This is a genomic window from Streptomyces sp. NPDC002787 (assembly GCF_053592095.1).
This window is the reverse complement of the sequence record NZ_JBSFVC010000057.1, coordinates 1-18,445: the sequence shown is the minus strand read 5'-3', so window position 1 is coordinate 18,445 and position 18,445 is coordinate 1. Positions and strand designations below refer to the sequence as shown.

Here is an 18,445-nt window from a genome sequence, read left to right as displayed (position 1 = left end):
CTCTACTTCCGGCCGGCGGTCTGCTCGACCGCCCGCACGATCTTCACGTAACAGCCGCAGCGGCAGATGTTGCCGCTCATCCACTCCCGGATCTCCTCCGGCGAGCCGGTGTGCCCCTCCTCAATGCAGCCGACGCCGGACATGATCTGCCCCGGTGTGCAATAGCCGCACTGGAAGGCGTCCTCGTCGATGAACGCCTGCTGCAACGGGTGCAGCCGGTCGCCGTCGTCCAAGCCCTCGATCGTGGTGACCTCGGCGCCTTCCAGACGCACGGCGAGGGTCAGGCAGGCGTTGTGCCGCTGCCCGTCGACCAGAACCGTGCACGCCCCGCAGGCCCCGGCGTTGCAGCCCTTCTTGGCGCCGGTGAGGTCGAAGTGCTCGCGCAACAGGTCCAGCAGCGAGGTGCGGTTGTCCACCGTCACCGTCCGCCGGGTGCCGTTCACCGTCAGGGACACCCGGCTCGACGGCGCCGCCTCGGCACCGGCCGCCTCCTCCGTACCGCCGAGAAGGGCCCCTCCGATGGCTCCGCCCGCGACCACGACACCACCGGCCACGGTGGTCGTGGCGATGAAGGTCCGCCGAGTGGGTGCCGAATGGGGCTCGCTGGATCCGGTGGAGGGTGGAACAGATTCAGGGAGTTCAGTGGACATGCCTACGCCTTCGCATCACGGTCGGGTGTCTGCCGCACACGGCGGTACGGCGAGAAGCGGGATTTCCATCCCGCGAGACCTCTACAAACCGGGCGCCTCGACGGCGCGTGCGGTTACGCGGAAGCGTGCCACCATCATCGTGCGCGAAACAGGGAGAAAATCCTCCCCCCATAAGACTCACGTGTCACAGCACGAGCGTGACGAGGGAACGCACCTTACCTTCCTGTGGCCATCCTGTGGATCTCAAACATTCGTCATCGGCGAAACCCTGATGTCCACTCAGATCCACTGATCAAGAGGGGATTTGCCCGGTCACGCCAAGGGAGAAGCGGTGTGGTGGCGTGGCCGGGACATACCCCTTGGCCCATTCCCTGGAATCAGGCCTTACGGCAGGCCCTATTCCCAGGCATTACCCCGTCATGACCGACTGCTCAGCGAACGAGCGGCTCGTAGTCGAACCAGTCGAAGTGAATGGATCCGGCTGAGACGAACATCCCGATGACCCGGCCGGTGAAGCCGCCGGCGACCTCTGTGGAGAGGTATTTGCCGTCGAGCGAGGCGAGTTCGACGAGGGTGCCGTCCGGTTCCTCGATCCCGATGGTGAGGGTGTCGGGTCCGGTGCGCGCGTCGGTCACGGCGTCGACGGCGGAAACATCGACGCGCAGGACGACGGGGCCGGGCGGTACCGGCCGGGACGCCACGACCGTGCTCATCGGGCCGACGCGAGCGCGTACCCGCACCTCGTCGGACGTGGCCTCGATGTCGTAGTGATGCTGCTCGTCGAGCCGGACGGTCAGGCCACCCCGCCCCTCCCCCACGTCGACCAGGGTCCGCGCCCGGCAGGACAGATGCTGCTGTCGTCGGCCGACGAACGTCACATCGGTGTCGTCCAGGGACGCTCCGCGGGCGCGCAGCGTGAGCCAGCCGGGCCGTTCCTTCGTGGTGCAGTCCTCTGCGGGGCGATGGCGCAGTGAGACCCAGTGTGGGGCGAGTTCGCTCAGGTCGAAGTCGTCCCGGACCGGCGTGGCCGCGCCCGGCCGGAGCGGCCACGGGGGTGCGGGGGCCCTGAGGGAAAGCTCGCCGACGACCGGCCAGCCGTCCACCCAGTCGACGGGCACCAGGAAGGTCTCCCGGCCGAGGACGTGCCAGCCGGGCGTGCCGCCGCCCGCTCGCACCCCGAGCAGCACCATCCACCACGAACCGTCGGGCCCCTGGACCAGATCCGCGTGGCCGGTGTTCTGGATGGGGTGGTCGGTGCCGCGGTGGGTCAGGATCGGGTTGGCCGGACACGGCTCGAAGGGGCCGTCGGGCGTGCGGCCGCGCGCGATCGAGACACCGTGGCAGCGCTCGGTGCCGCCCTCGGCGATGAGCAGGTACCAGTACTCGCCGATCCGGTACAGGTGCGGTGCCTCCGGGGCCTTGGCGCCGGGGCTTCCGGACCAGATCTTCCGATCGGGGCCGAACGTCTCCCCGGTATGGGGGTCGATGCGGACCTGTCCGACGCCGGCGACGGTGCACCAGCAGTTGCCCTCGTCGTCCCAGGCAAGGTCCGGGTCGATGCCGGGGACCCCTGGAAGCCGTATCGGTTCGGACCAGGGGCCCGCCGGGTCGGTGGCCGTGAACAGCAGATTGCCGTCCGCGCTCACATTCGTGACGATCAGCCAGAAGCGGCCGTCGTGGTGGCGCAGGGTGGGTGCGTAAATCCCTCCCGAGGAGGGCGAGTCCAGCGGCAGGCGCAGCTGGCTCGGCCGGTCCAGCGCGTTGCCGATCTGCGTCCAGTGCACCAGGTCCCGGCTGTGGAAGACGGGCACTCCGGGAAAGTACTCGAAGCTGGAGCACGCGACGTAGTAGTCCTCGCCCACCCGGCAGATGCTCGGATCGGGGTGAAAGCCGGGGATCACGGGGTTGTTGAAGGTGGTGGTGCCTGTCTCGTGCATGCTCGACACCTTGATCGAGTCCTTTCGGGAGGGTCCGCTACGGCAGGTTCAGCGGACGGGGTGGAGTTGGACGACCACGATCGAACAGGTCGGTACGGTCTGGCGGTTGGCGCTGCCGGATACGGCGGACCCGATCGACGTGGCGTTGTTCAGGTACGAGTGGACGGTCGGGGTGGCCGAGGCCGGGGTGAACCGCTGTAGGCAGGGTGACCGTGGCGTCGTTCGGGACGGACGGGATTCCTCCGTCGTCGTCATCGGTGGCGCCCTCCATCGTGGTCACGTGGCTGCAGTCGGTGCCGTTGTGCAGGTTCCACCGGTCGAGGGTGAAGGCGCCGTTCTCCATCCACGTCGGACACTCGTCGGGCGCGTGCCGATCGGGTAGTGGCGCACGACCACGAAGTCGATCTTCGATGTCGCGATCGACAGGACCATGTGGTTCCCGTCCATGGTGTCGCCGGGGCCGGTGATGCCGTCGGGCCAGGCTCCCGGGGTGGTCAGCACGGCGCCGATCTCGACGGTCGGGTCGACGGCCTTCATCGCGGTGGCGTATCGCACCCAGCCCGCCGCCTCCTCGGGGGTGCCCGAGCCGTGGTCGGCGGTGATGATCGGCTGCGCTCCGGTGGCGTAGCCGCCGCCGGGGTAGCGGACCACGCCGACACCCGTGTCCCTGAGCAAGCCCGGAACAGCGAAGTGGTTCATGTTGCCGTCGTGCACGGCGACGTTCATGCCGACGCCGGTGGTCGGGACGGTCGCGAGCGTGCGGCCGGTGTCGACGGACACCGAGGCGGTGATCGCCGCGGGGGGCGGCCTGCACGGACGGGTTGGTCGCGAGGGAGCCGGTCGCGGCGAACGCCACGGCCGCGACAAGCCCGATCAAGCGGGTGCGGTGTCTTGGAACCAGCCTGCGCATAAGTCCTCCAGCGGGACGACGAGCGGGGCGGGTGGATCGGAACCGCGCACCACGGTCCGCCAACGAAGGGCTCTTGGCAAGTGTCGTGGTGACAATACGAAAGTTTTCCGTCCGCTGTACAGAGACCTACTTCGGCGGGGCCGTGCTGCCGCGGACCGTCAGAGTCGTCGCGATCTCAAGTCCGGCCTGAGGCGCCTGCTCGCCGCGGCCGAGGGTGAGCGCGAGCTCGGTCGCGGCCACCGCCATCTCGGTCAGGGGCTGGTGGACGGTGGTCAGGGGCGGGTCCACCCAGGCCACGACCGGAAGGTCGTCGAAGCCGACGACGCTCAGGTCGTCCGGGATGCGCAGGCCGGCCTCGCGCGCGGCCTGATAGACACCGAGCGCCTGGAGATCGTTGGCGGCGAAGATCGCCGTGGGCCGTTCGGGCAGGGCCAGCAGGGATCGCGCGGCCGCGCATCCGTCCTCGCGGGTGAGTTCCGCGTGGACGACGAGCTCCGGATCGAACGGCAGGCCGGCGGCCTGCATCGCGGACCGGTATCCGTCGAGCCGCGCAACGCAGAACAGCACGTCCTGCGGTCCGCTGATAGCCGCGACACGGCGGTGCCCGAGTTCGGTCAGATGGCGGGTCGCGGCCCGCCCGCCGGACCAGTTGGTGGTGCCTACGAACGGGACGTCGTCCGGCAGTTCGGCGGTCGGATCGAAGACGACGAACGGGATGCCCTTCGCCGTGAGTTGCTCGCGCTCCGCCTCGGAGAGCTGGGCCACCGACAGCACAGCCTTCGGACGCCGCGAGACGGTGTCGTCCCAGCTCGGCGTGGAGTCGTGCAGTCCGAACCGGGACACCATGAGACCGACGCCGTGCCGACGGGCCACCTCCTCGACACCGCGGATGATCTCGACCGCCCACATGTCCTTGAGCTCACGGAACACGAGCTCCACGACGTTGCTGCGGTTCCACCCGGACGGCTTGCGGTAGCCGTACCTGCTGACCAGCTCCTCGACCCGGGCGCGGGTGTCCGCGGAGACCCCCGACTTGCCGTTGATCACCTTGGACACGGTCGGGACCGACACCCCCGCCGTCTCGGCGATGTACGCGATGGTGACCGGCCTGGACGAGTCCACCTGCCGTTCCTCGCCGGCCGGTCCGTCAGCTGCGTGGTCGCCCAAGGTCGCCTGCCCGATCTCGTGTGGGTGTGCTCGGCATTCTGTCATCTCTTACGGACGGACCTGTGGCCTCTCCCACATCTTCATGTAAATTTCTCCGCCACATAGAGAGAAAGTTTCTATCGAGCAGTCGTAAGCGTTCCCTGCGCGGTCTAGCCCTCCCCCCCCACCACCGGAAGGTGCTCGTGATGACGAGGAGACCAGCCAACTTCCTTCTCCTGGCCATCGCCCTGCTCCTGCTGATACCCCGCCACCGCACAGGCAGCCGACCCACCCCCGCCCAGCTCGCCTGCGGCGCGGAGCGCGGTCGCGGCCATGCAGCCCGGCTGGAACCTGGGCAACACCTACGACGCGATCCCCGACGAGACGTCCTGGGGCAACCCTCCCGTGACCAGGGAACTCCTGAAGAAGGTCAAGTCACAGGGCTTCAGGAGCATCCGACTGCCCGTCACCCGGAGCATCCATCAAGGCCCCGGACCCGACTACACCATCGACCCGGCCTGGCTGGCGAAAGTACGCCGGGTCGCGGACCTAGCGCTCGACGAGGGCCTGTATGTACTGCTCAACATGCACCACGACTCCCTGCGCCTGTGTCCCACAGCAGCAACCAGACCGAGCATCGTCACCCCGCCGAGCTCCCTCCCTTTCAAACGTTGCTGGAGAGCACCGATTGGGCGCTGACACGCCTCACCAACCCTGACCCGGTGGTCAGGGAGTCCGCTGTCCGGGATGCTCTTGGGGCAGTGACTCACCAGAACAGCATCTACGAGGTCACCGTGCCTGCGGCACTGTACGTCGCGGCGGTCCTCGACCATCCCACGATCGCGACGGGCTGTTCCCCCGACGATGCCAATGAGTACGAGGAGATGCGTGCGTTTCGGGACGCGCGCCCCGCAATCTTCTCCGCTGTTCACACCCTTCTCGGTCACGACAACGCCGCCATACGCCACGCGGCGCTGGTTGCTGCCATCCCCCTCGTGGAACGCCCCCTCCTCACCCAGCACCAGGCCGACCTAGCCCGTCACGCCCGACGTTTGCTGGCCACCAGCACTGACCGGCACCACCGAGACCGCGTCCCGGACGCGCTGAAGGCACGGGGTCACGACACCAGCAGCCTGGAGAACGCGTCCGACATTGCAGCTTGCGAGCACCACGCTCGCCTCAGGGCCGCACGAGCGTCTTGGGAAGGCAACTGGACAGACGACGGCTACAGCGAAGACCCGCCGTTCTGACTCCGGTCCCAAGCGGCCCACTGATCTGAGGTCCTGGGCAACGAGGCGCTGTAGCACCCTCGTCAGTCAACGGCGCGCGGGGTCACTAGGCCCGATTCGTAGGCGAGGACAACGAGCTGGGCGCGGTCGCGGGCGTGGAGCTTGGCCATGGCTCGGTTGATGTGGGTCTTGGCGGTCAACGGGCTGATGACCAGGCGGTCGGCGATCTCGTCGTTGGACAGGCCCTGGGCGGCAAGGGCGACCGCCTCACGTTCGCGGCTGGTCAGCTCCTCCAGGCCGCGGCCGGCGCGGGTGGGAAGCGCTTGGGAGACGTACCGGTCGATGAGCCTGCGGGTGATCGCGGGGGCGAGCAGGGCGTCACCGCGGGCGGCGACACGTACGGCGTGCAGGAAGTCCTCCGGGACGATGTCCTTGACGAGGAAGCCGGCGGCGCCGGCGCGCAGCGCGTCGAAGACGTACTCGTCCATGCCGTAGTTGGTCAGTATGACGACGTGTACGCCGGCCAGGGCGGGGTCCGCGGCGATGCGGCGGGTCGCTTCGATGCCGTCCATGACGGGCATCTGGATGTCGATGAGCGCGACGTCGGGCAGCTGCTGCTGGGCGAGCGCCAAGCCCTCTTGGCCGTCGGCGGCCTCGGCCACCACCTCGATGTCGTCTTCGAGGTCGAGTAGCGCGCGGAAGCCGCTGCGGATGAGTGGCTGGTCGTCGACCAGCAGGACTCGGATCACGACGCTCCGTTCGTCGGGAGTTCGGCCTGGACGGTGAAGCCGCCTGTGCTGCGCGGGTCGGTGCGCAGTCGGCCGCCCAGGGCGGTGACGCGTTCGTGCATGCCGAGCAGTCCGAGGCCGGGCGACGGTGCGGGGTGCAAGGTGGCCTTTCCGTTGTCGTCCACGCGGATGGCGAGGGCGTCCGGCCGGTAGTCGATGAGCACTGAGGCAGTGGTCGCGGCGGCATGCCGGGCGACGTTGGTGAGCGACTCCTGAACGATCCGGTAAGCGGTACGGCCCACCGCGGCCGACACGGCGTGCGGATGTCCTTCGATCGTCAGCGTCGTCTCCAGGCCGGTCGTTCGGAACCGTTTCACCAGGCTGGGTATGTGGTCGAGTCCGTGCGGCGGGGCGGTGTCGTCGTCGCGCAGCGCCTCAAGGGTCGCGCGCAGCTCCCGGCTCGCCTCGCGGCCGGCTTCCTGGATCGCCAGCAGGGATTCCGGCACCTGCTCACCTCGCCGCCGGGCCACGTGGACGGCGACCTCGGACTGCACCTTGATGACGGAGATCTGGTGGGTGAGTGAGTCGTGCAGCTCCCGTGCGATGCGCAGCCGCTCCTCGTCGGCCCGACGCCTGGCGGTCTCCTCGCGGGTTCGCTCGGCTTCGTCCGCCCTCCGGTCGGCCTGCCGCACCGCCTCCCCTGTGGCGAATGCGGCGATCAGCCAGGCGATCTCAAGGGTGTTCCGGGCCTGCGTCACGACCTCGCGCGCGGGCGCGTCATGGAAGACCAGGGCCGTGAGGTGGAGCACGGCCACCAGGCCCCCGGAGGCAGCCAGTGCGGCGGCGCGTCGCCCGGCGCGCACCGCGCCGTAGACCGCGACCAGGTACGAGACGGCGAGCACCTCGAACCCGGCCGCCAGGTAGCCCACCGCGCACAGCCCGGTGACGACCAGGAGCGCGAACGGCGCCCGGCGGCGCGCGGCCAGCGCCAGCCCGCCGGCCGCCAGCAGCGTGGAGCCGAGCAGCTCGCGGCCCCCGGCCGGGTGTGGCCCGGACAGCCCGGTGCCCAGCAACAGCGCCGCCACGCCCATGGCGATCGCACAGTCGGTGACCGCGGCCGGGACAGCGAACCGTCCTTTGTCCATGGCTGCACCGTAGCCGGACGCGGTTGTGGGCGAGTCCGGCTCAGGGACGAGCGGTCGGCTACCGCGTGTGTGGTACCGGCGCGCCGCCTGCCGCCGCGGCGGTATCCGTATGCCGCGGCAGCAGCAGTGGAAAGTGCCTGCGTCTGCTGGACGATCGGCAGGCTGTCGGGCGCGCATGCTCAAGGCGCATCGAACCTCGCAGTCAGCGATGGAGAAGGAGGACAGCGGCATGAGTGCTTCAGCAGCGCTGATGGTGGCCGCCGAGGGCGGGATCATCGGCGACGGGCGGACCGGCGCCAACCTGGCCCTCGGGGTAGGGCTGCTCGGGCTGGCCATCGGTTGGCCGGCTCTGGCCCGCGCAGACGGCCGGATCAGCATCGGCAACGCGCGCGTCGGCGGGATATCGGCCATCGCTGTGGGGCTGGTCGGCACGGCCCTCGCGGTGCTGCACCTGGCCACCTCCAGCGGCGGTCCCGGCACGGGCAACGGGCTCGTCGGCGCCATCATCGCCGTCCCGCTGGGGCTGGGCGCCGTGCTCCTCGGCCGTCGGGCGCTGACCCGCTCCCGCGGCGCCGATCGGCCGATCGATCGGATGAGCCTCTGACCGCCCCCGACAAGGTGCGGTGACTGGGTGCTCCGGGCCGCTCGACGACGTCGCGGATCTACGCCGTGATGAGCGCGGCGACATCTGCGTCGGGTTCCAGCCGGACGGCGTCCAGGACCGCGACAAGAGGGGCGGCCGGTCTCCAGATCGGCGACAAGTGAGCAGGCCAAGGACACCCACTTTGTCGCCCACACCGCGGTGCGCTGCTGGGGCGACGGTTCGCTCAGCGCCTGGTGCACCACGATGCGGTGGACCACCAGGTCGCTGAAGTCCGGGGCCGCCGGTTCTCCGGCAGGCGCACCACCGCGGTCCGTCCTCGTTTCTTTCCCCCTGGTCGGTGCACCGCATCGTTTCGCTCCGGCGAGCACCTCGCGCCGGATCACGGCATACAGGTAGGCGCGAGGGTCAGCGACCGTCCGGGGTGCGCTGGGCACCTTGGCGAACGCGGTGTGGACGATGCCCTCGGCGTCGGTCCGGGACGGCGGGACCTTCGCATCCGCCAGCAGCCGGCGGGCCACGCCGGTCACCTCCCCGGGGAAGCCGGCATACACACGGTTCCAGGTCTTGGCGGAGACCACGTCCGGTTCAGCCATCGTCCCTCGCCTGCCCTCACTTCCCTGCCGGGCACGGGCGAGGCTCGTCCAGCCCGCGCCGTGCACGGATCACCGCAGCCCGACCACAGGCTCTGTTCCGATAGGACACGCGTCGCCCAGGGCCTGCCCGAACCGTTGCTGGAGGAGATGTGCACCGGACGGCATGACCCGGTGATCACGACTCGGCGGCCGCGCGGCCGGGCAGCCCTTCTGTCTGCGAGTCGTTCGACGCCGATCTGTGGCGCCCCCACCCTCTACGCGTCGTGAACCCCGTACCCGCAGCCGGCGCTCGGCACGGCCTACCTGATGTCGGACCGGCCGCTCTCAGCTGTCTCGGCGGCTTCGCAGGTGATCTCGTCACGCGGGGTGTAGTGGGTGCGGAACGGCTCCCGCTTCACTACCTTGCCATCGTTGTAGAAGACCCGTTCGACGGTGACGTCGAAGCCCTCGAGCGGGGTCTGTGGCACGCACTTCTTGTCGGTGCTCACCTTCCGTTCCGGCGGCTTCACATTGGTGCGGGGTCCCTTCACCGACTTGATCTCGTCGTACTTCTTGGTGCCGACGAAGGTGACGGTCACCGAGGTGTCGGTGGACTCGGCCTGGATGTACACGGCGTTGCCGGAGTCGTTGGTGAACCGGAGATCGCGACTGCCCCAGGCGACCGTCGCCTCACGGCCCTCCGGGTAACGCTCGATGTAGAAGGAGTGGGCCCCGTACTCCACCGGCTTGACCCCGGCGAAGAACATCGCGTTGAACACGGTCGTGGCCATGGCGGAGACACCACCGCCGGGCGCCTTGGTGAACTGGTCGTTCAGGATCATGATGCCCTCGACGAAGCCGTTGGCCTCGGTGCGCTCCCCCACGGTCCGGTTGAAGCTCCAGGTCTCGTCGGGCATGACGACGGAGCCGTTGATGAGTTGTGCGGCCCGCCCGATGTTCTTCGTGCGGTACGCGGCCGGTTCGAAGTCGACGGTGAAGGAGGACATCTTCTCCGTCAGCCCCAGCCGCGCCGCGTTCTCCCGGGTCACCTCCGGCTGGATCCGTTGCACGGCCACTTCCCCGGTACGGGCGGGGCCCGCCTCGGTGAGCAGCGGCAGCACTGCCTTGCTCAGCGCCTTGTCGGTGACCTGTGCACCAGGCCGGGCATCGTCGGCCACCACGACCCGGTCGCCGTCCAGCCGCAGTCCGGCGTTCTCGGCCGTGGTGGTGATGCCGGCCAGGGGGCGGGCCACCTCGGGGGCGGAGCGCAGGCCCTTGCCGTCCAGCCGTGGGATCAGTCGGCCGGAGTCGTCCGGCCGCATCGTCAGGTACTCGCCCACAACGGCCGGGCTGATCGTGAACTGCCTGCCGCCCGTGGTGAGTGTGACGGGCGCCGACATCGCCGGCTGCGCGAAGTCGCGCACCGCCCGCCGCACCTCCGCCGCCGCCACCTGCGGCTCGGTCTCGCGTGCGGGCAGTGCCGTGACCGTGTTCGCCGCGCCGCGCAGGAAGGAGGTCCGCAGGGTGGCGACCGCGGCGTCCACGTCCAGTGCGTAACCGCTGTGTGGAGCGACCTGCGCGACCTGACCCTTCTCGAAGGTCACGGCCCCGTCGCGGACCTTCTGGTCGAGGGTCTGCGCCAGCTTCCCGACAGCGGTGCGGGCCTTGTCCTCGTCGAGGCGTACGACCGGCTCGATGTCACCCCCCGAGCGGAAGAACGCAGCGATCACGCTGAACGGATCGGAGGCTGTGCGCGCCGCCCGGTCGACGGTCCGCTCGGCGTCGAAGGTGAGTCCGGCCTGGCGAGGGTCGATGGTCGCGCTGCGTGCGCCGACCTTCACGGCCAGCTCCCGCGAGCCGGCCACCGCCAGGTGGTCGTCCAGCTTGCGGATGGCTTCCGTGCGGCTGAGGCCCCCGATGTCCACCCCGCGCACCGTCGTGCCCGCTTCGACCTCACCGCCCGTGAGGAGCAGCCCGGCCAGATACAGACCGCCGACGCCGACAGTCAGCGCACCGCCCGTCAGGGCGAGGGGCGGCACGGAGGCTATTCGAGGGCGCATTGGTCTCCCGGACCGAGGATCGGCAGGCGGTGCGTTCGACGACGCAGCGGCGCTGACGGGGCAAGTACCTCAAGCTACCCAAAACGGGTGACGGCAGCGTATGTCGCAGACCACTTCTGCTCCAGATCACTTCGGGCCATTGTGACCACTGGGACTGGCGTGCCACCGTCTGGGCCCTGGCCGTGTGCAGCGCCGTGGCACTCGTCGCCACGCAGCGCCGTGGCTCCTCGCCACGACGCTGCTGTGCCTGCGGTGCCCGCGCGCGGCGGCGGCTCGATGGCTCTGCTGCTCGCCGTCGGCGTCTGGAAGCCCGCGGCGATCGTCTTCCTGCTGAGCTGGGGAGCTCACCTGCTCCGCGCTGCCGGTCGCTCTGCAGACCCTGGTCCTCCGCAGCGCCCCCAGGAGCACGCGTCCGCCTGCCGACGGCCACTGCCTCCGGGCGGCCTCGGAGCTCTCCGAGCGCGAGAGGCAAGTACGCCTTGACAATCTCGAACTGTCAAGGCGTACTTGCCTCATGTCGCTTCCAGACCTGGACGATCTCATCGCAGAAGTGGACCGTAGCTGCGCCACCGCGCACCGCCCCGGCGCGGAAGAACAGCCCGACTGGCTCGCCCTGCTCACGGCGGCCGCCCAACTCGCGGGCCAACTACAGGCTTTGGCGGACGACCTGGTCGAGGACTACGTCGAGCACTGCCGCATGCACGGCAACTCGTGGACCGATATCGGCGCCGCCTTGGGCGTGACCCGGCAGGCGGTCCAGCAGCGCTTCCACGCGCCGCACAAGCGCTACAGCCCCGAGACGATGACCGAGGACCTCCGCCAGGCGATGGTTCACGTCAAGCAGGCGGCGGTGCACCACCGCAACAACTACATCGGCACCGAGCATCTGCTCTGGGGACTGACCGCGGAGGACAACAGCGCCACCAGGCTCCTGCAGACCGCCGGCGTCTCACCGGAGACGGTCCACCGATCCGTCGGGACGCGGCTGAACATGGGGGCTTCCCAGGCGGCCGAACGCATCGCCTGGACCCCCTACTCCCGCAAGGCCATCGCCATCGCCGAGGAACGGTCCGAGCAGAGGGGCTCGGCCCGCATCGACTGCGAAGACCTGCTGATCGGCCTGGCCCAACTCGGCCGAGGAGTGGCCGCCACCGTCCTCACCGACGCCGGCTACGCCCCGGCAACTTTCGACACCACGCACGGCGACGCCCAGGCATCAGCCGACGGGTGAACACCTCGTACGCGGACATGTGTGAGACGCGTCCACGCGTCCCGTCTCACTGCGGGCGAGCGTCGCCACGCATGGCGGCGAGTCACTTGGGCGAGCGTCGCCACACATGGCGGCGAGCGATTCCGGCGACATGGCACACGGGTACATGCTCAGCATGCAGGGAGACACGGAAACGAGTACGGCATGACGCGGCGCAGGACCCGAGGCTCGCCCCTACGACCGCAGTACGCCTGCTCGACGACGCCGAGCCCTCCGTGGGCGGGCCCACCGCCCGAAATCCCGCCCGCGGGGTTCTGCTCCGCTTGCTGCGCGGACGACCCGGTAAGCGCCAGGACGCACCCTCACCTGATGCGGTGGGTTTCCCAGAACGGGCCGAGATCCTCGTCCGTCGCCGCCTGTGCGGCCTTCTTGAAGGCCGCCGTGGTGGAGACGCCGTACCAGTGGTCCTGGGCGTACCGCTTGAGAAGCCGGGCCATGGTGCCGGCGCCGAGGGTGCGTTCCAGGTCGGCCAGGGCGCAGGGCCCGGCCGTGTAGATGAGGTGGTACTCGCCGCGGTGCTGGGACCAGTAGGCCATCGAGTTGGTCAGCGCGGCACTGTCGCTCGGCCAGTAGACGTCCGACCAGCAGTCGCGGGTCTCCCACCCGTAGAAGCGGGCGTTGGCGTACTGGGCGAAGCTCTCGTCCAGCCACGGGGACGCGTACTCGTCGTTGCCGACGATGCCGTACCACCACTGGTGTGCCACCTCGTGGACGACGGCGCCGCCCTCCTCGGTGGTGCCGACCAAAACCAGGCCCGGGTATTCCATGCCGCCGCCGAAACTGCTGGTCATCACGACGTCGATCTCGCCGTACGGGTAGCGGCCGAACTCCTTGCCGAAGCGGTCGATCGCGGCGACGGCGTCCGCGCGGTTGAGGCGTACCCCCGCGGCAGGTGTGTCGGCCGCCCAGTACGACTTCACGCGTACGCCCCCGGGCGTGGTCTCCGTCGCCGTGCGGAACGGGCCCGCCGCCCACGCGAAGTCCCGCACGCGGTGCGCGACGCTCAGCGTGACCGTACGGCCGCGGCCACCGGGGAGGGTCTGGGTGCGACCGGTCGCTGGCACCTCCAGGGCCGACGGGTGGTCGAGGCGGACCCGGAAGTCGCTCGTCAGCGCGTGGAAACTCTCACCGAGTGCCATGTACGGGTCGAGGTGCCACCCCTGCGCGTCGTGCACGGCGAGCACCGGCAGGGCGTTGCCGAGGAAGCGGTGGGCGCCGTCGCGCCCGAAGCGCGCGTTGCGGTCGGGCACGGTGAGGGAGACGTCGAAGGCGATCGACGTGCGCTCGCCGTGCCCGAGCGGCCTGGGCAGGGCGATGCGCAGGGCCGTGCACAGTACGGTGAGCCCCTCCGGTGTGCCACCGTCGATGTTCGACACGGTGACGGGGGTAGGTGCACCGGGTGTGCCGCACTGGTCCTCGCCGTTGCCCCAGAGGCGCAGGTACACCTCACGCAGCGGCTGACGGGAGGCGTTCCGGAACGACACCCGCTGCCGTCCTGTCCAGTGACTGCCGTCGGTGTCGGAGCGCAGGGACACGTCGTAGCGAGCGAGATCCGGCGTCGCGACCCCGGCCGCTCCCGGCCCGGCCACCGCGCCGGCATCAAGCGCACCGGGGCCGACCGCGACGAGCTGCAGGAGCAGCACGAGCAGGACACCCGTCAGACGACGACCGGAGCTGGGCGACCACACGACCGACGGCGACATGGCATCGGATACTGCCACAACTCGCGCCGCACGGAGCTGACTTGGACGAGCTTTCCTGCGGAGGGGGAAGGCATGGACCGACGCGGACTCCTCCGCGCGCAGCCGCACGCCTGGGCCCGTGGTGCCCACCCTCGCCATCAGGGTCGCGACCGGAAGGGTGACCGGTGCGACCGAGGAAGCACCGGCCGAACGCGAAGCCAACCCCCGTCGGCGAGGCACCAAACCGCTCCGGTTCGACCGGCCGGGACGGCCCCACCATCGAGCCGAGACACACCTCGCATTCGGCCGCCGCCCCGACCTGGCCGGGCTGTGACGCCGATCAGTGGCTCCCTCGCCGGGGCACGTCGACTGAAGCAGGGCCAATGGGCAGTCAGGCTCACAGGCGCATGGCGGCCGTCGCGAGCGGCAGTTGCGGATGGGCATAGGGCTGGTTCGACGGTGACGCGGACCAGGTCCGGGGTGTGCGGGTAGGCCGCCCTGGTTGACCCGCCGTGCTCCGACGCGCGGGCGGACTCGCTGCGCGGCAGGCGCCCTGGTGACCTGCCGGGCGCCGGAATGTGAGGAGGCGAATATGCGGGCCCGCGTGTCGTTCGGATCTGCCGCAGTAGGTCGTTCGCCTCTGCCGCAGGTAGGTCGTTCGCCTCTGCCGGTCCGATGCCGTGCTGCCGGGGGCGTCCGGTGCGCCCTCCTCGGGACACCCTTGGGACGCCGTTTTGCCGGACCGGCAACAGGAGTGGCCGATCCGGAAGGCCGTGGGCGACCGTGGGCCCCATGACCGACAACAGCGCAGCAGGATCACCCGTCTTCGAGTCCTCCTTCTCGTCTGCCGACGGATACGTCGGCGAAGCCGCGGTGCGGGCGGAGTGGGACAGCCGGTACGCCGAACGGCAACAGTTGTGGAGCGGCCGGCCCAACGGCGCGCTCGTGGCCGAGACCGCCGGGCTCACACCCGGGCGGGTCCTCGATGTCGGCTGCGGCGAGGGCGCGGACGCCGTCTGGCTCGCATGCGGCGGCTGGGACGTGACCGCGCTCGAGGTCTCGGGCGTGGCGCTGGAGCGGGCGGCCGGGCACGCACGGGACGCCGGCGTCGCCGTCCACTGGGTACACGCCGAACTCACCCGGGCGGCGCTCCCGCCGGCCTCCTTCGACCTGGTCTCCGCGCAGTATCCGGCCCTGCTGCGCACCCCCGACGCCGCGGCCGAACGAGCCCTGCTCGCGGCCGTCGCGCCCGGCGGCGTGCTGCTGCTCGTACACCACGCGGGTATGCAGACCCAGCAGGCACACGACAGCGCCTTCGACCCGGCCGACTACGTCTGGCCCTCGATGGTCGCCGAACTGCTCGACGACGACTGGGAGATAGAGACGAACGAGCAACGGCCACGCCTGGCGCCCGACGGTGGCGCCGGCGCACACCATACCGACGACCTGGTGCTCCGCGTGCGCCGACTGCGCTGAGAGGAGCTCATCAGTGAACACCCTGGTCGGCAACGGGACCGTCCCGAAGAGACCTGCTCCTGCAGCTTGCTGCCGACAGCCTGGGCCACCGACCCTGATCCGTCCGCAGCGGGAACCCCGCTGCGGACGGATCAGGTCAGTCCCACTGCTCGTCGGCGAGGGAGCTGACCGGCTGCGGCTTGCCGATGACGGCCAGGGCGATGAAGAAGTTGATCTGGCCGATCGCGATGGTGAGGGTGGCCAGCGCCTTCTCGTCGTAGTGCTTCGCCACCTCGGCGTACAGCTCGTCGGAAACGCGTTCCTTACCGTGCGGGGCGGGCTGGAGGGTGGCCTCCACCAAGGCGAGGGCGGCACGCTCGGCATCGGTGAAGTACGGGGCGTCCTGCCAGGAGGAGACGGCGGTGATGCGCTCCTCGGACTGCCCGGCCTTGCGCAGGAAGCCGGTGTTGAGGATGGTCAGGTACGTGTTGCCGACGATCTGCCCGGCGCGCAGGTGGACGAGGCTCATCGTGGTGCGCGGCACCGAGCGGTTGCCCGTGGCCCGGAAGAGGGCGGCGCTGATGTCGTTCAGCTCGGGCACGAACTCGGCCGGGTTGGGCATCCGGGAGATGGAGGCGTTCGTCATGGCTGCGACCTTTCGCGTCGGCCTGGTTGGCGTCTTCACAGCACTGACGGATGGACCCACGGACATGTGACAGGAATCCGGAGAGATTTTTCGACCACAACGACCCGAGGTTCCCGACGCCGGTGCCGAGGGTGGTCGCGGCGATGAGGGGGCCGACGGCGGCGCCGGCGTTGAGTCCCTGGTCGAGTACGAGCCCGCCTTCGGGGGCCTGCGTCCTCGTCACCGGGTCGGACGACGTCGGCGTTGTACGTGGCCGCAGCGATGGTGGGTCAGAAGCCGACGTCGGCGGGGCGGTATGCCGGTGGCCGATGCGCCCAGCCGGCCTGTTCGTAGGCGTGGGCCAGCCGGAGCAGGGTCGGCTCGCTCCATGCCGTCGCCGGGACGATCATGGAGCTAAGCAGGTCCTCGAGTTGCTCGGCCGTGGGGATGTCGGTCTCGGCGGCTCTCCTGGCCCTCGCCCTCAACGTCCGACAGAGCCAGGCAGAGGTAGCCCGGCGGAACATGTGCCGCGTGGGGCGCAGTACGGACGTGCATCATCTTCCCATGACCGATTTTGCGGAGTCCCGGCTCAACCAGTCTCTGGCTGCTGTCGATTCAGATGCGTTGCTGGCGCTGGCCGATGGATATCACGCTCGCACTGTGCGAGCACTGGGCAGCCGGACGGTTGCCGGGCACCTGGTGAAGCCTTATGCGATCGAGGCGCCCGGACGGAGCGTGACCGACGAGAACGCGCGGTGCGCGCTGCGGGTCGCCGCCGATCATCTGTCATCGGCCCAGCTGCGGGGCTCTCTTGGGCTCTGCGTGCTGCTCATCCATGCTGGTGGCGACGGCGACTACGTCTTGGTCCACACGTGGATCGAGGGCTACATGTCCGACCTCGCCATCTTCACCGGTCCGCCTGGCGATGCCGCCCAACTCAGGCCCGGCCGGACGGGCCTGGCCCCGTGCGTATGGGAGGCGGCAGTCCTCGCGCACGAACGCGATTCCGTCACCCGTCACGTGCTGGAAGGGCACGGAACGGTCGATGAGCGGCTCGTGGCCTGGCGCGGCGACGTGCTGGAGGGCGAGGTCCGGTGACGGCTGCCGCAGCAACTCGGGTGCGACGCGCACAACTCGCCGATCTTCCACAGGTCGCCCAGCTGGCAGCCGAACATGCCGCCTTCGAAAAGGCCGGGGCTCTGCCACCGGACTTGGCTCGGCGGTTGGAAACACTGCTGTTCGATACAGAGACGCCGCGATTGCGGTGCTTCGTCGCGGAGTTGAACGACAGCGAGATCATCGGCTACGCCTCGTGCGCCCCGGAGGTCTCCACGTGGAACGGGGCGGAGTACCTACATATGGACTGCCTGTTCGTGCGCGAGGGTCACCGGGGTCTGAGGGTCGGCCCGCTGCTGGTGGAGGCCGTGGTGGCTGAGGCGCGCGCCCTGGGGCTCGACCACGTCCAGTGGCAGACCCCGCCCTGGAACACCGGCGCGCTCAAATTCTACGAGCGACTGGGGGCCAAGGCGAAGGAGAAGCTGCGCTACCACCTGCCAGCCAACTGACCCCCCTCCCATCGCCAACCGTGAGGCCGGAACAGCTCAGGGGAGCGACGCGGTCACCGACGTCGCCGCCCGCGTCGGCACGGCGGGCCTGGACGGCGTACTCCACTCCGGCGGCGGCGTTGCCGCCCTGCCGGGGTCTGATCGCGTTCACCGTCCTGCTCCGACGTCCGGGCCGACGCACGGAGAAGCCGGGCGGAAGAGCCGACCAAGGCATCACCGTAGAAGCACACGTTCGCCCCGTCGGGCCGCCGTCCACAGCGCCAGCGTCACCGATCCCCTCGCCATCACCACCATCGCCGGGCCGGCGAGGTCAGTTGAGCGATCACGCCCACCTGGCCCGTGCTGCTGTTCGGAGCGCGCCATCCCACGCCTCGGCGGCGCCATGATGGACGTCCTCTTGAAACGATTACTGACCGATCACCGGCCGTGGCGCCCGGTGCCTTGCTTCCCCGCCCAGGTCCGCAGCCGGGTTACGGCCTCTTCCCGGCGACACCACGGTCGGGATCGCGCCGCGGTTTACGGCCTGGATCTCGGCGCCATCGAGCATGACATCGAGGGCAATGGTGAGCTACTGACCGGTGATCTTATCGGTTGGCTCGCCGAAGGCGCGGGTGACTAGCCCCGTGGCAGCTCCGCCGTCCCGGATTGGGCCCGACTCGAAGTACGCCCCCGCGTGATCATTGAGTACTGTGCGGACTTCTGGAATTTGCAAGGAAAATGCCCGGGACACGGCCCTGTGCAACACCCTTCAGGCGACTGTGGCCGTGACCGGTGTCCCTCCCCTCGTAGCGTGAAGACCGTGACTGCAGGGGAAGTTGGGAGTCATGGCGGAGAAGCGACGGAAGTTCGATCCGGAGTTCCGTGAGG

Annotated in this window: 19 protein-coding genes; 8 read left to right on the top strand and 11 right to left on the bottom strand. The window is 69.7% G+C overall.

Translation table 11 applies throughout. The features are described from left to right. Window positions 1-2: 2 nt before the first annotated feature. The 5 genes from ACWD26_RS41930 to ACWD26_RS41910 all read right to left on the bottom strand — a co-directional run bounded on the left by ACWD26_RS41930 (window position 3) and on the right by ACWD26_RS41910 (window position 4,709). Window positions 3-650 carry a (2Fe-2S)-binding protein gene (locus ACWD26_RS41930; protein ID WP_451278676.1) on the bottom strand — a complete coding sequence of 216 codons (648 nt, stop codon included), beginning with the start codon at window positions 648-650 and terminating at the stop codon, window positions 3-5. Window positions 651-1,081: 431 nt separating this feature from the next. Then, entirely contained in the window at window positions 1,082-2,587 is a 1,506-nt protein-coding gene (locus tag ACWD26_RS41925) for a glycoside hydrolase family 43 protein (RefSeq protein WP_451278674.1), read from the bottom strand. 48 nt (window positions 2,588-2,635) lie between these two features. Further along, a complete protein-coding gene (locus ACWD26_RS41920; RefSeq protein ID WP_451278672.1) occupies window positions 2,636-2,842 on the bottom strand; it encodes a hypothetical protein in 207 nt (68 codons plus the stop codon). 21 nt (window positions 2,843-2,863) lie between these two features. Further along, on the bottom strand, window positions 2,864-3,367 hold the full coding sequence (locus tag ACWD26_RS41915; RefSeq protein ID WP_451278670.1) for a hypothetical protein: 504 nt from the start codon (window positions 3,365-3,367) through the stop codon (window positions 2,864-2,866). Window positions 3,368-3,623: 256 nt separating this feature from the next. Continuing rightward, window positions 3,624-4,709 carry a LacI family DNA-binding transcriptional regulator gene (locus ACWD26_RS41910; protein WP_451278668.1) on the bottom strand — a complete coding sequence of 362 codons (1,086 nt, stop codon included), beginning with the start codon at window positions 4,707-4,709 and terminating at the stop codon, window positions 3,624-3,626. A 267-nt stretch (window positions 4,710-4,976) separates the two neighbouring features. On the opposite strand from ACWD26_RS41910, the gene ACWD26_RS41905 reads away from it, so the two are divergent. Both ACWD26_RS41905 and ACWD26_RS41900 read left to right on the top strand, forming a co-directional pair. Beyond that, window positions 4,977-5,342, top strand: coding sequence for a glycoside hydrolase family 5 protein (locus tag ACWD26_RS41905; RefSeq protein ID WP_451278666.1), 366 nt, complete (start codon window positions 4,977-4,979; stop codon window positions 5,340-5,342). Then, complete coding sequence (locus ACWD26_RS41900; RefSeq protein ID WP_451278664.1) at window positions 5,315-5,893, top strand: hypothetical protein; 579 nt, start codon at window positions 5,315-5,317, stop codon at window positions 5,891-5,893. Before ACWD26_RS41905 ends, ACWD26_RS41900 begins: the two co-directional genes overlap by 28 nt. A 62-nt stretch (window positions 5,894-5,955) precedes the next feature. Here the strand turns inward: ACWD26_RS41900 and ACWD26_RS41895 are convergent, their stop codons facing one another. Continuing rightward, window positions 5,956-6,621: a response regulator gene (locus ACWD26_RS41895; RefSeq protein WP_451278662.1), complete on the bottom strand. Its 666-nt coding sequence runs from the start codon at window positions 6,619-6,621 to the stop codon at window positions 5,956-5,958. Next, window positions 6,618-7,745, bottom strand: a complete 1,128-nt coding sequence (locus tag ACWD26_RS41890) for a sensor histidine kinase (RefSeq protein ID WP_451278660.1) — start codon at window positions 7,743-7,745, stop codon at window positions 6,618-6,620. The genes ACWD26_RS41895 and ACWD26_RS41890 overlap by 4 nt, the downstream gene beginning before the upstream one ends. A gap of 229 nt (window positions 7,746-7,974) precedes the next feature. Here ACWD26_RS41890 and ACWD26_RS41885 point away from each other — a divergent pair, with 229 nt between their 5' ends. Further along, window positions 7,975-8,349: a DUF6223 family protein gene (locus tag ACWD26_RS41885; RefSeq protein ID WP_451278658.1), complete on the top strand. Its 375-nt coding sequence runs from the start codon at window positions 7,975-7,977 to the stop codon at window positions 8,347-8,349. 892 nt (window positions 8,350-9,241) lie between these two features. Here ACWD26_RS41885 and ACWD26_RS41880 read toward each other — a convergent pair. Beyond that, entirely contained in the window at window positions 9,242-10,981 is a 1,740-nt protein-coding gene (locus ACWD26_RS41880; RefSeq protein ID WP_451278656.1) for a VanW family protein, read from the bottom strand. Window positions 10,982-11,495: 514 nt separating this feature from the next. On the opposite strand from ACWD26_RS41880, the gene ACWD26_RS41875 reads away from it, so the two are divergent. Continuing rightward, a complete protein-coding gene (locus ACWD26_RS41875) occupies window positions 11,496-12,212 on the top strand; it encodes a Clp protease N-terminal domain-containing protein (RefSeq protein WP_451278654.1) in 717 nt (238 codons plus the stop codon). 341 nt (window positions 12,213-12,553) lie between these two features. Here the strand turns inward: ACWD26_RS41875 and ACWD26_RS41870 are convergent, their stop codons facing one another. Further along, window positions 12,554-13,954 (bottom strand): M1 family metallopeptidase, encoded by a 1,401-nt coding sequence (locus ACWD26_RS41870; RefSeq protein WP_451278652.1) that lies wholly within the window; start codon window positions 13,952-13,954, stop codon window positions 12,554-12,556. A gap of 771 nt (window positions 13,955-14,725) precedes the next feature. Between ACWD26_RS41870 and ACWD26_RS41865 the strand changes: the two genes are divergently transcribed. Beyond that, window positions 14,726-15,409 (top strand): class I SAM-dependent methyltransferase, encoded by a 684-nt coding sequence (locus tag ACWD26_RS41865; RefSeq protein WP_451278650.1) that lies wholly within the window; start codon window positions 14,726-14,728, stop codon window positions 15,407-15,409. A 136-nt stretch (window positions 15,410-15,545) separates the two neighbouring features. On the opposite strand, the gene ACWD26_RS41860 is transcribed toward ACWD26_RS41865, so the two are convergent. Continuing rightward, window positions 15,546-16,034, bottom strand: coding sequence for a carboxymuconolactone decarboxylase family protein (locus ACWD26_RS41860; RefSeq protein WP_451278648.1), 489 nt, complete (start codon window positions 16,032-16,034; stop codon window positions 15,546-15,548). 269 nt (window positions 16,035-16,303) lie between these two features. Continuing rightward, window positions 16,304-16,498, bottom strand: coding sequence for a hypothetical protein (locus tag ACWD26_RS41855; RefSeq protein ID WP_451278646.1), 195 nt, complete (start codon window positions 16,496-16,498; stop codon window positions 16,304-16,306). Between the two features lie 79 nt (window positions 16,499-16,577). Between ACWD26_RS41855 and ACWD26_RS41850 the strand changes: the two genes are divergently transcribed. From ACWD26_RS41850 to ACWD26_RS41840, 3 genes are all read left to right on the top strand, one after another. Continuing rightward, window positions 16,578-17,111 carry a hypothetical protein gene (locus ACWD26_RS41850; RefSeq protein WP_451278644.1) on the top strand — a complete coding sequence of 178 codons (534 nt, stop codon included), beginning with the start codon at window positions 16,578-16,580 and terminating at the stop codon, window positions 17,109-17,111. Next, a complete protein-coding gene (locus ACWD26_RS41845; RefSeq protein WP_451278642.1) occupies window positions 17,108-17,578 on the top strand; it encodes an N-acetyltransferase family protein in 471 nt (156 codons plus the stop codon). The genes ACWD26_RS41850 and ACWD26_RS41845 overlap by 4 nt, the downstream gene beginning before the upstream one ends. Window positions 17,579-17,960: 382 nt before the next feature. Beyond that, on the top strand, window positions 17,961-18,197 hold the full coding sequence (locus ACWD26_RS41840; protein ID WP_451278640.1) for a hypothetical protein: 237 nt from the start codon (window positions 17,961-17,963) through the stop codon (window positions 18,195-18,197). Window positions 18,198-18,445: the final 248 nt, after the last annotated feature.

What these genes read in the sequence shown, in the direction of transcription:
- ACWD26_RS41865 (WP_451278650.1), top strand. Translation starts at nt 14,726, where the DNA reads ATGACCGACAACAGCGCAGCAGGATCACCCGTCTTCGAGTCCTCCTTC.
- ACWD26_RS41910 (WP_451278668.1), bottom strand. Translation starts at nt 4,709, where the DNA reads ATGACAGAATGCCGAGCACACCCACACGAGATCGGGCAGGCGACCTTG.
- ACWD26_RS41920 (WP_451278672.1), bottom strand. Translation starts at nt 2,842, where the DNA reads ATGACGACGACGGAGGAATCCCGTCCGTCCCGAACGACGCCACGGTCA.
- ACWD26_RS41905 (WP_451278666.1), top strand. Translation starts at nt 4,977, where the DNA reads ATGCAGCCCGGCTGGAACCTGGGCAACACCTACGACGCGATCCCCGAC.
- ACWD26_RS41875 (WP_451278654.1), top strand. Translation starts at nt 11,496, where the DNA reads ATGTCGCTTCCAGACCTGGACGATCTCATCGCAGAAGTGGACCGTAGC.
- ACWD26_RS41840 (WP_451278640.1), top strand. Translation starts at nt 17,961, where the DNA reads ATGATGGACGTCCTCTTGAAACGATTACTGACCGATCACCGGCCGTGG.
- ACWD26_RS41885 (WP_451278658.1), top strand. Translation starts at nt 7,975, where the DNA reads ATGAGTGCTTCAGCAGCGCTGATGGTGGCCGCCGAGGGCGGGATCATC.
- ACWD26_RS41870 (WP_451278652.1), bottom strand. Translation starts at nt 13,954, where the DNA reads ATGTCGCCGTCGGTCGTGTGGTCGCCCAGCTCCGGTCGTCGTCTGACG.
- ACWD26_RS41850 (WP_451278644.1), top strand. Translation starts at nt 16,578, where the DNA reads ATGACCGATTTTGCGGAGTCCCGGCTCAACCAGTCTCTGGCTGCTGTC.
- ACWD26_RS41860 (WP_451278648.1), bottom strand. Translation starts at nt 16,034, where the DNA reads ATGACGAACGCCTCCATCTCCCGGATGCCCAACCCGGCCGAGTTCGTG.
- ACWD26_RS41890 (WP_451278660.1), bottom strand. Translation starts at nt 7,745, where the DNA reads ATGGACAAAGGACGGTTCGCTGTCCCGGCCGCGGTCACCGACTGTGCG.
- ACWD26_RS41880 (WP_451278656.1), bottom strand. Translation starts at nt 10,981, where the DNA reads ATGCGCCCTCGAATAGCCTCCGTGCCGCCCCTCGCCCTGACGGGCGGT.
- ACWD26_RS41925 (WP_451278674.1), bottom strand. Translation starts at nt 2,587, where the DNA reads ATGCACGAGACAGGCACCACCACCTTCAACAACCCCGTGATCCCCGGC.
- ACWD26_RS41930 (WP_451278676.1), bottom strand. Translation starts at nt 650, where the DNA reads ATGTCCACTGAACTCCCTGAATCTGTTCCACCCTCCACCGGATCCAGC.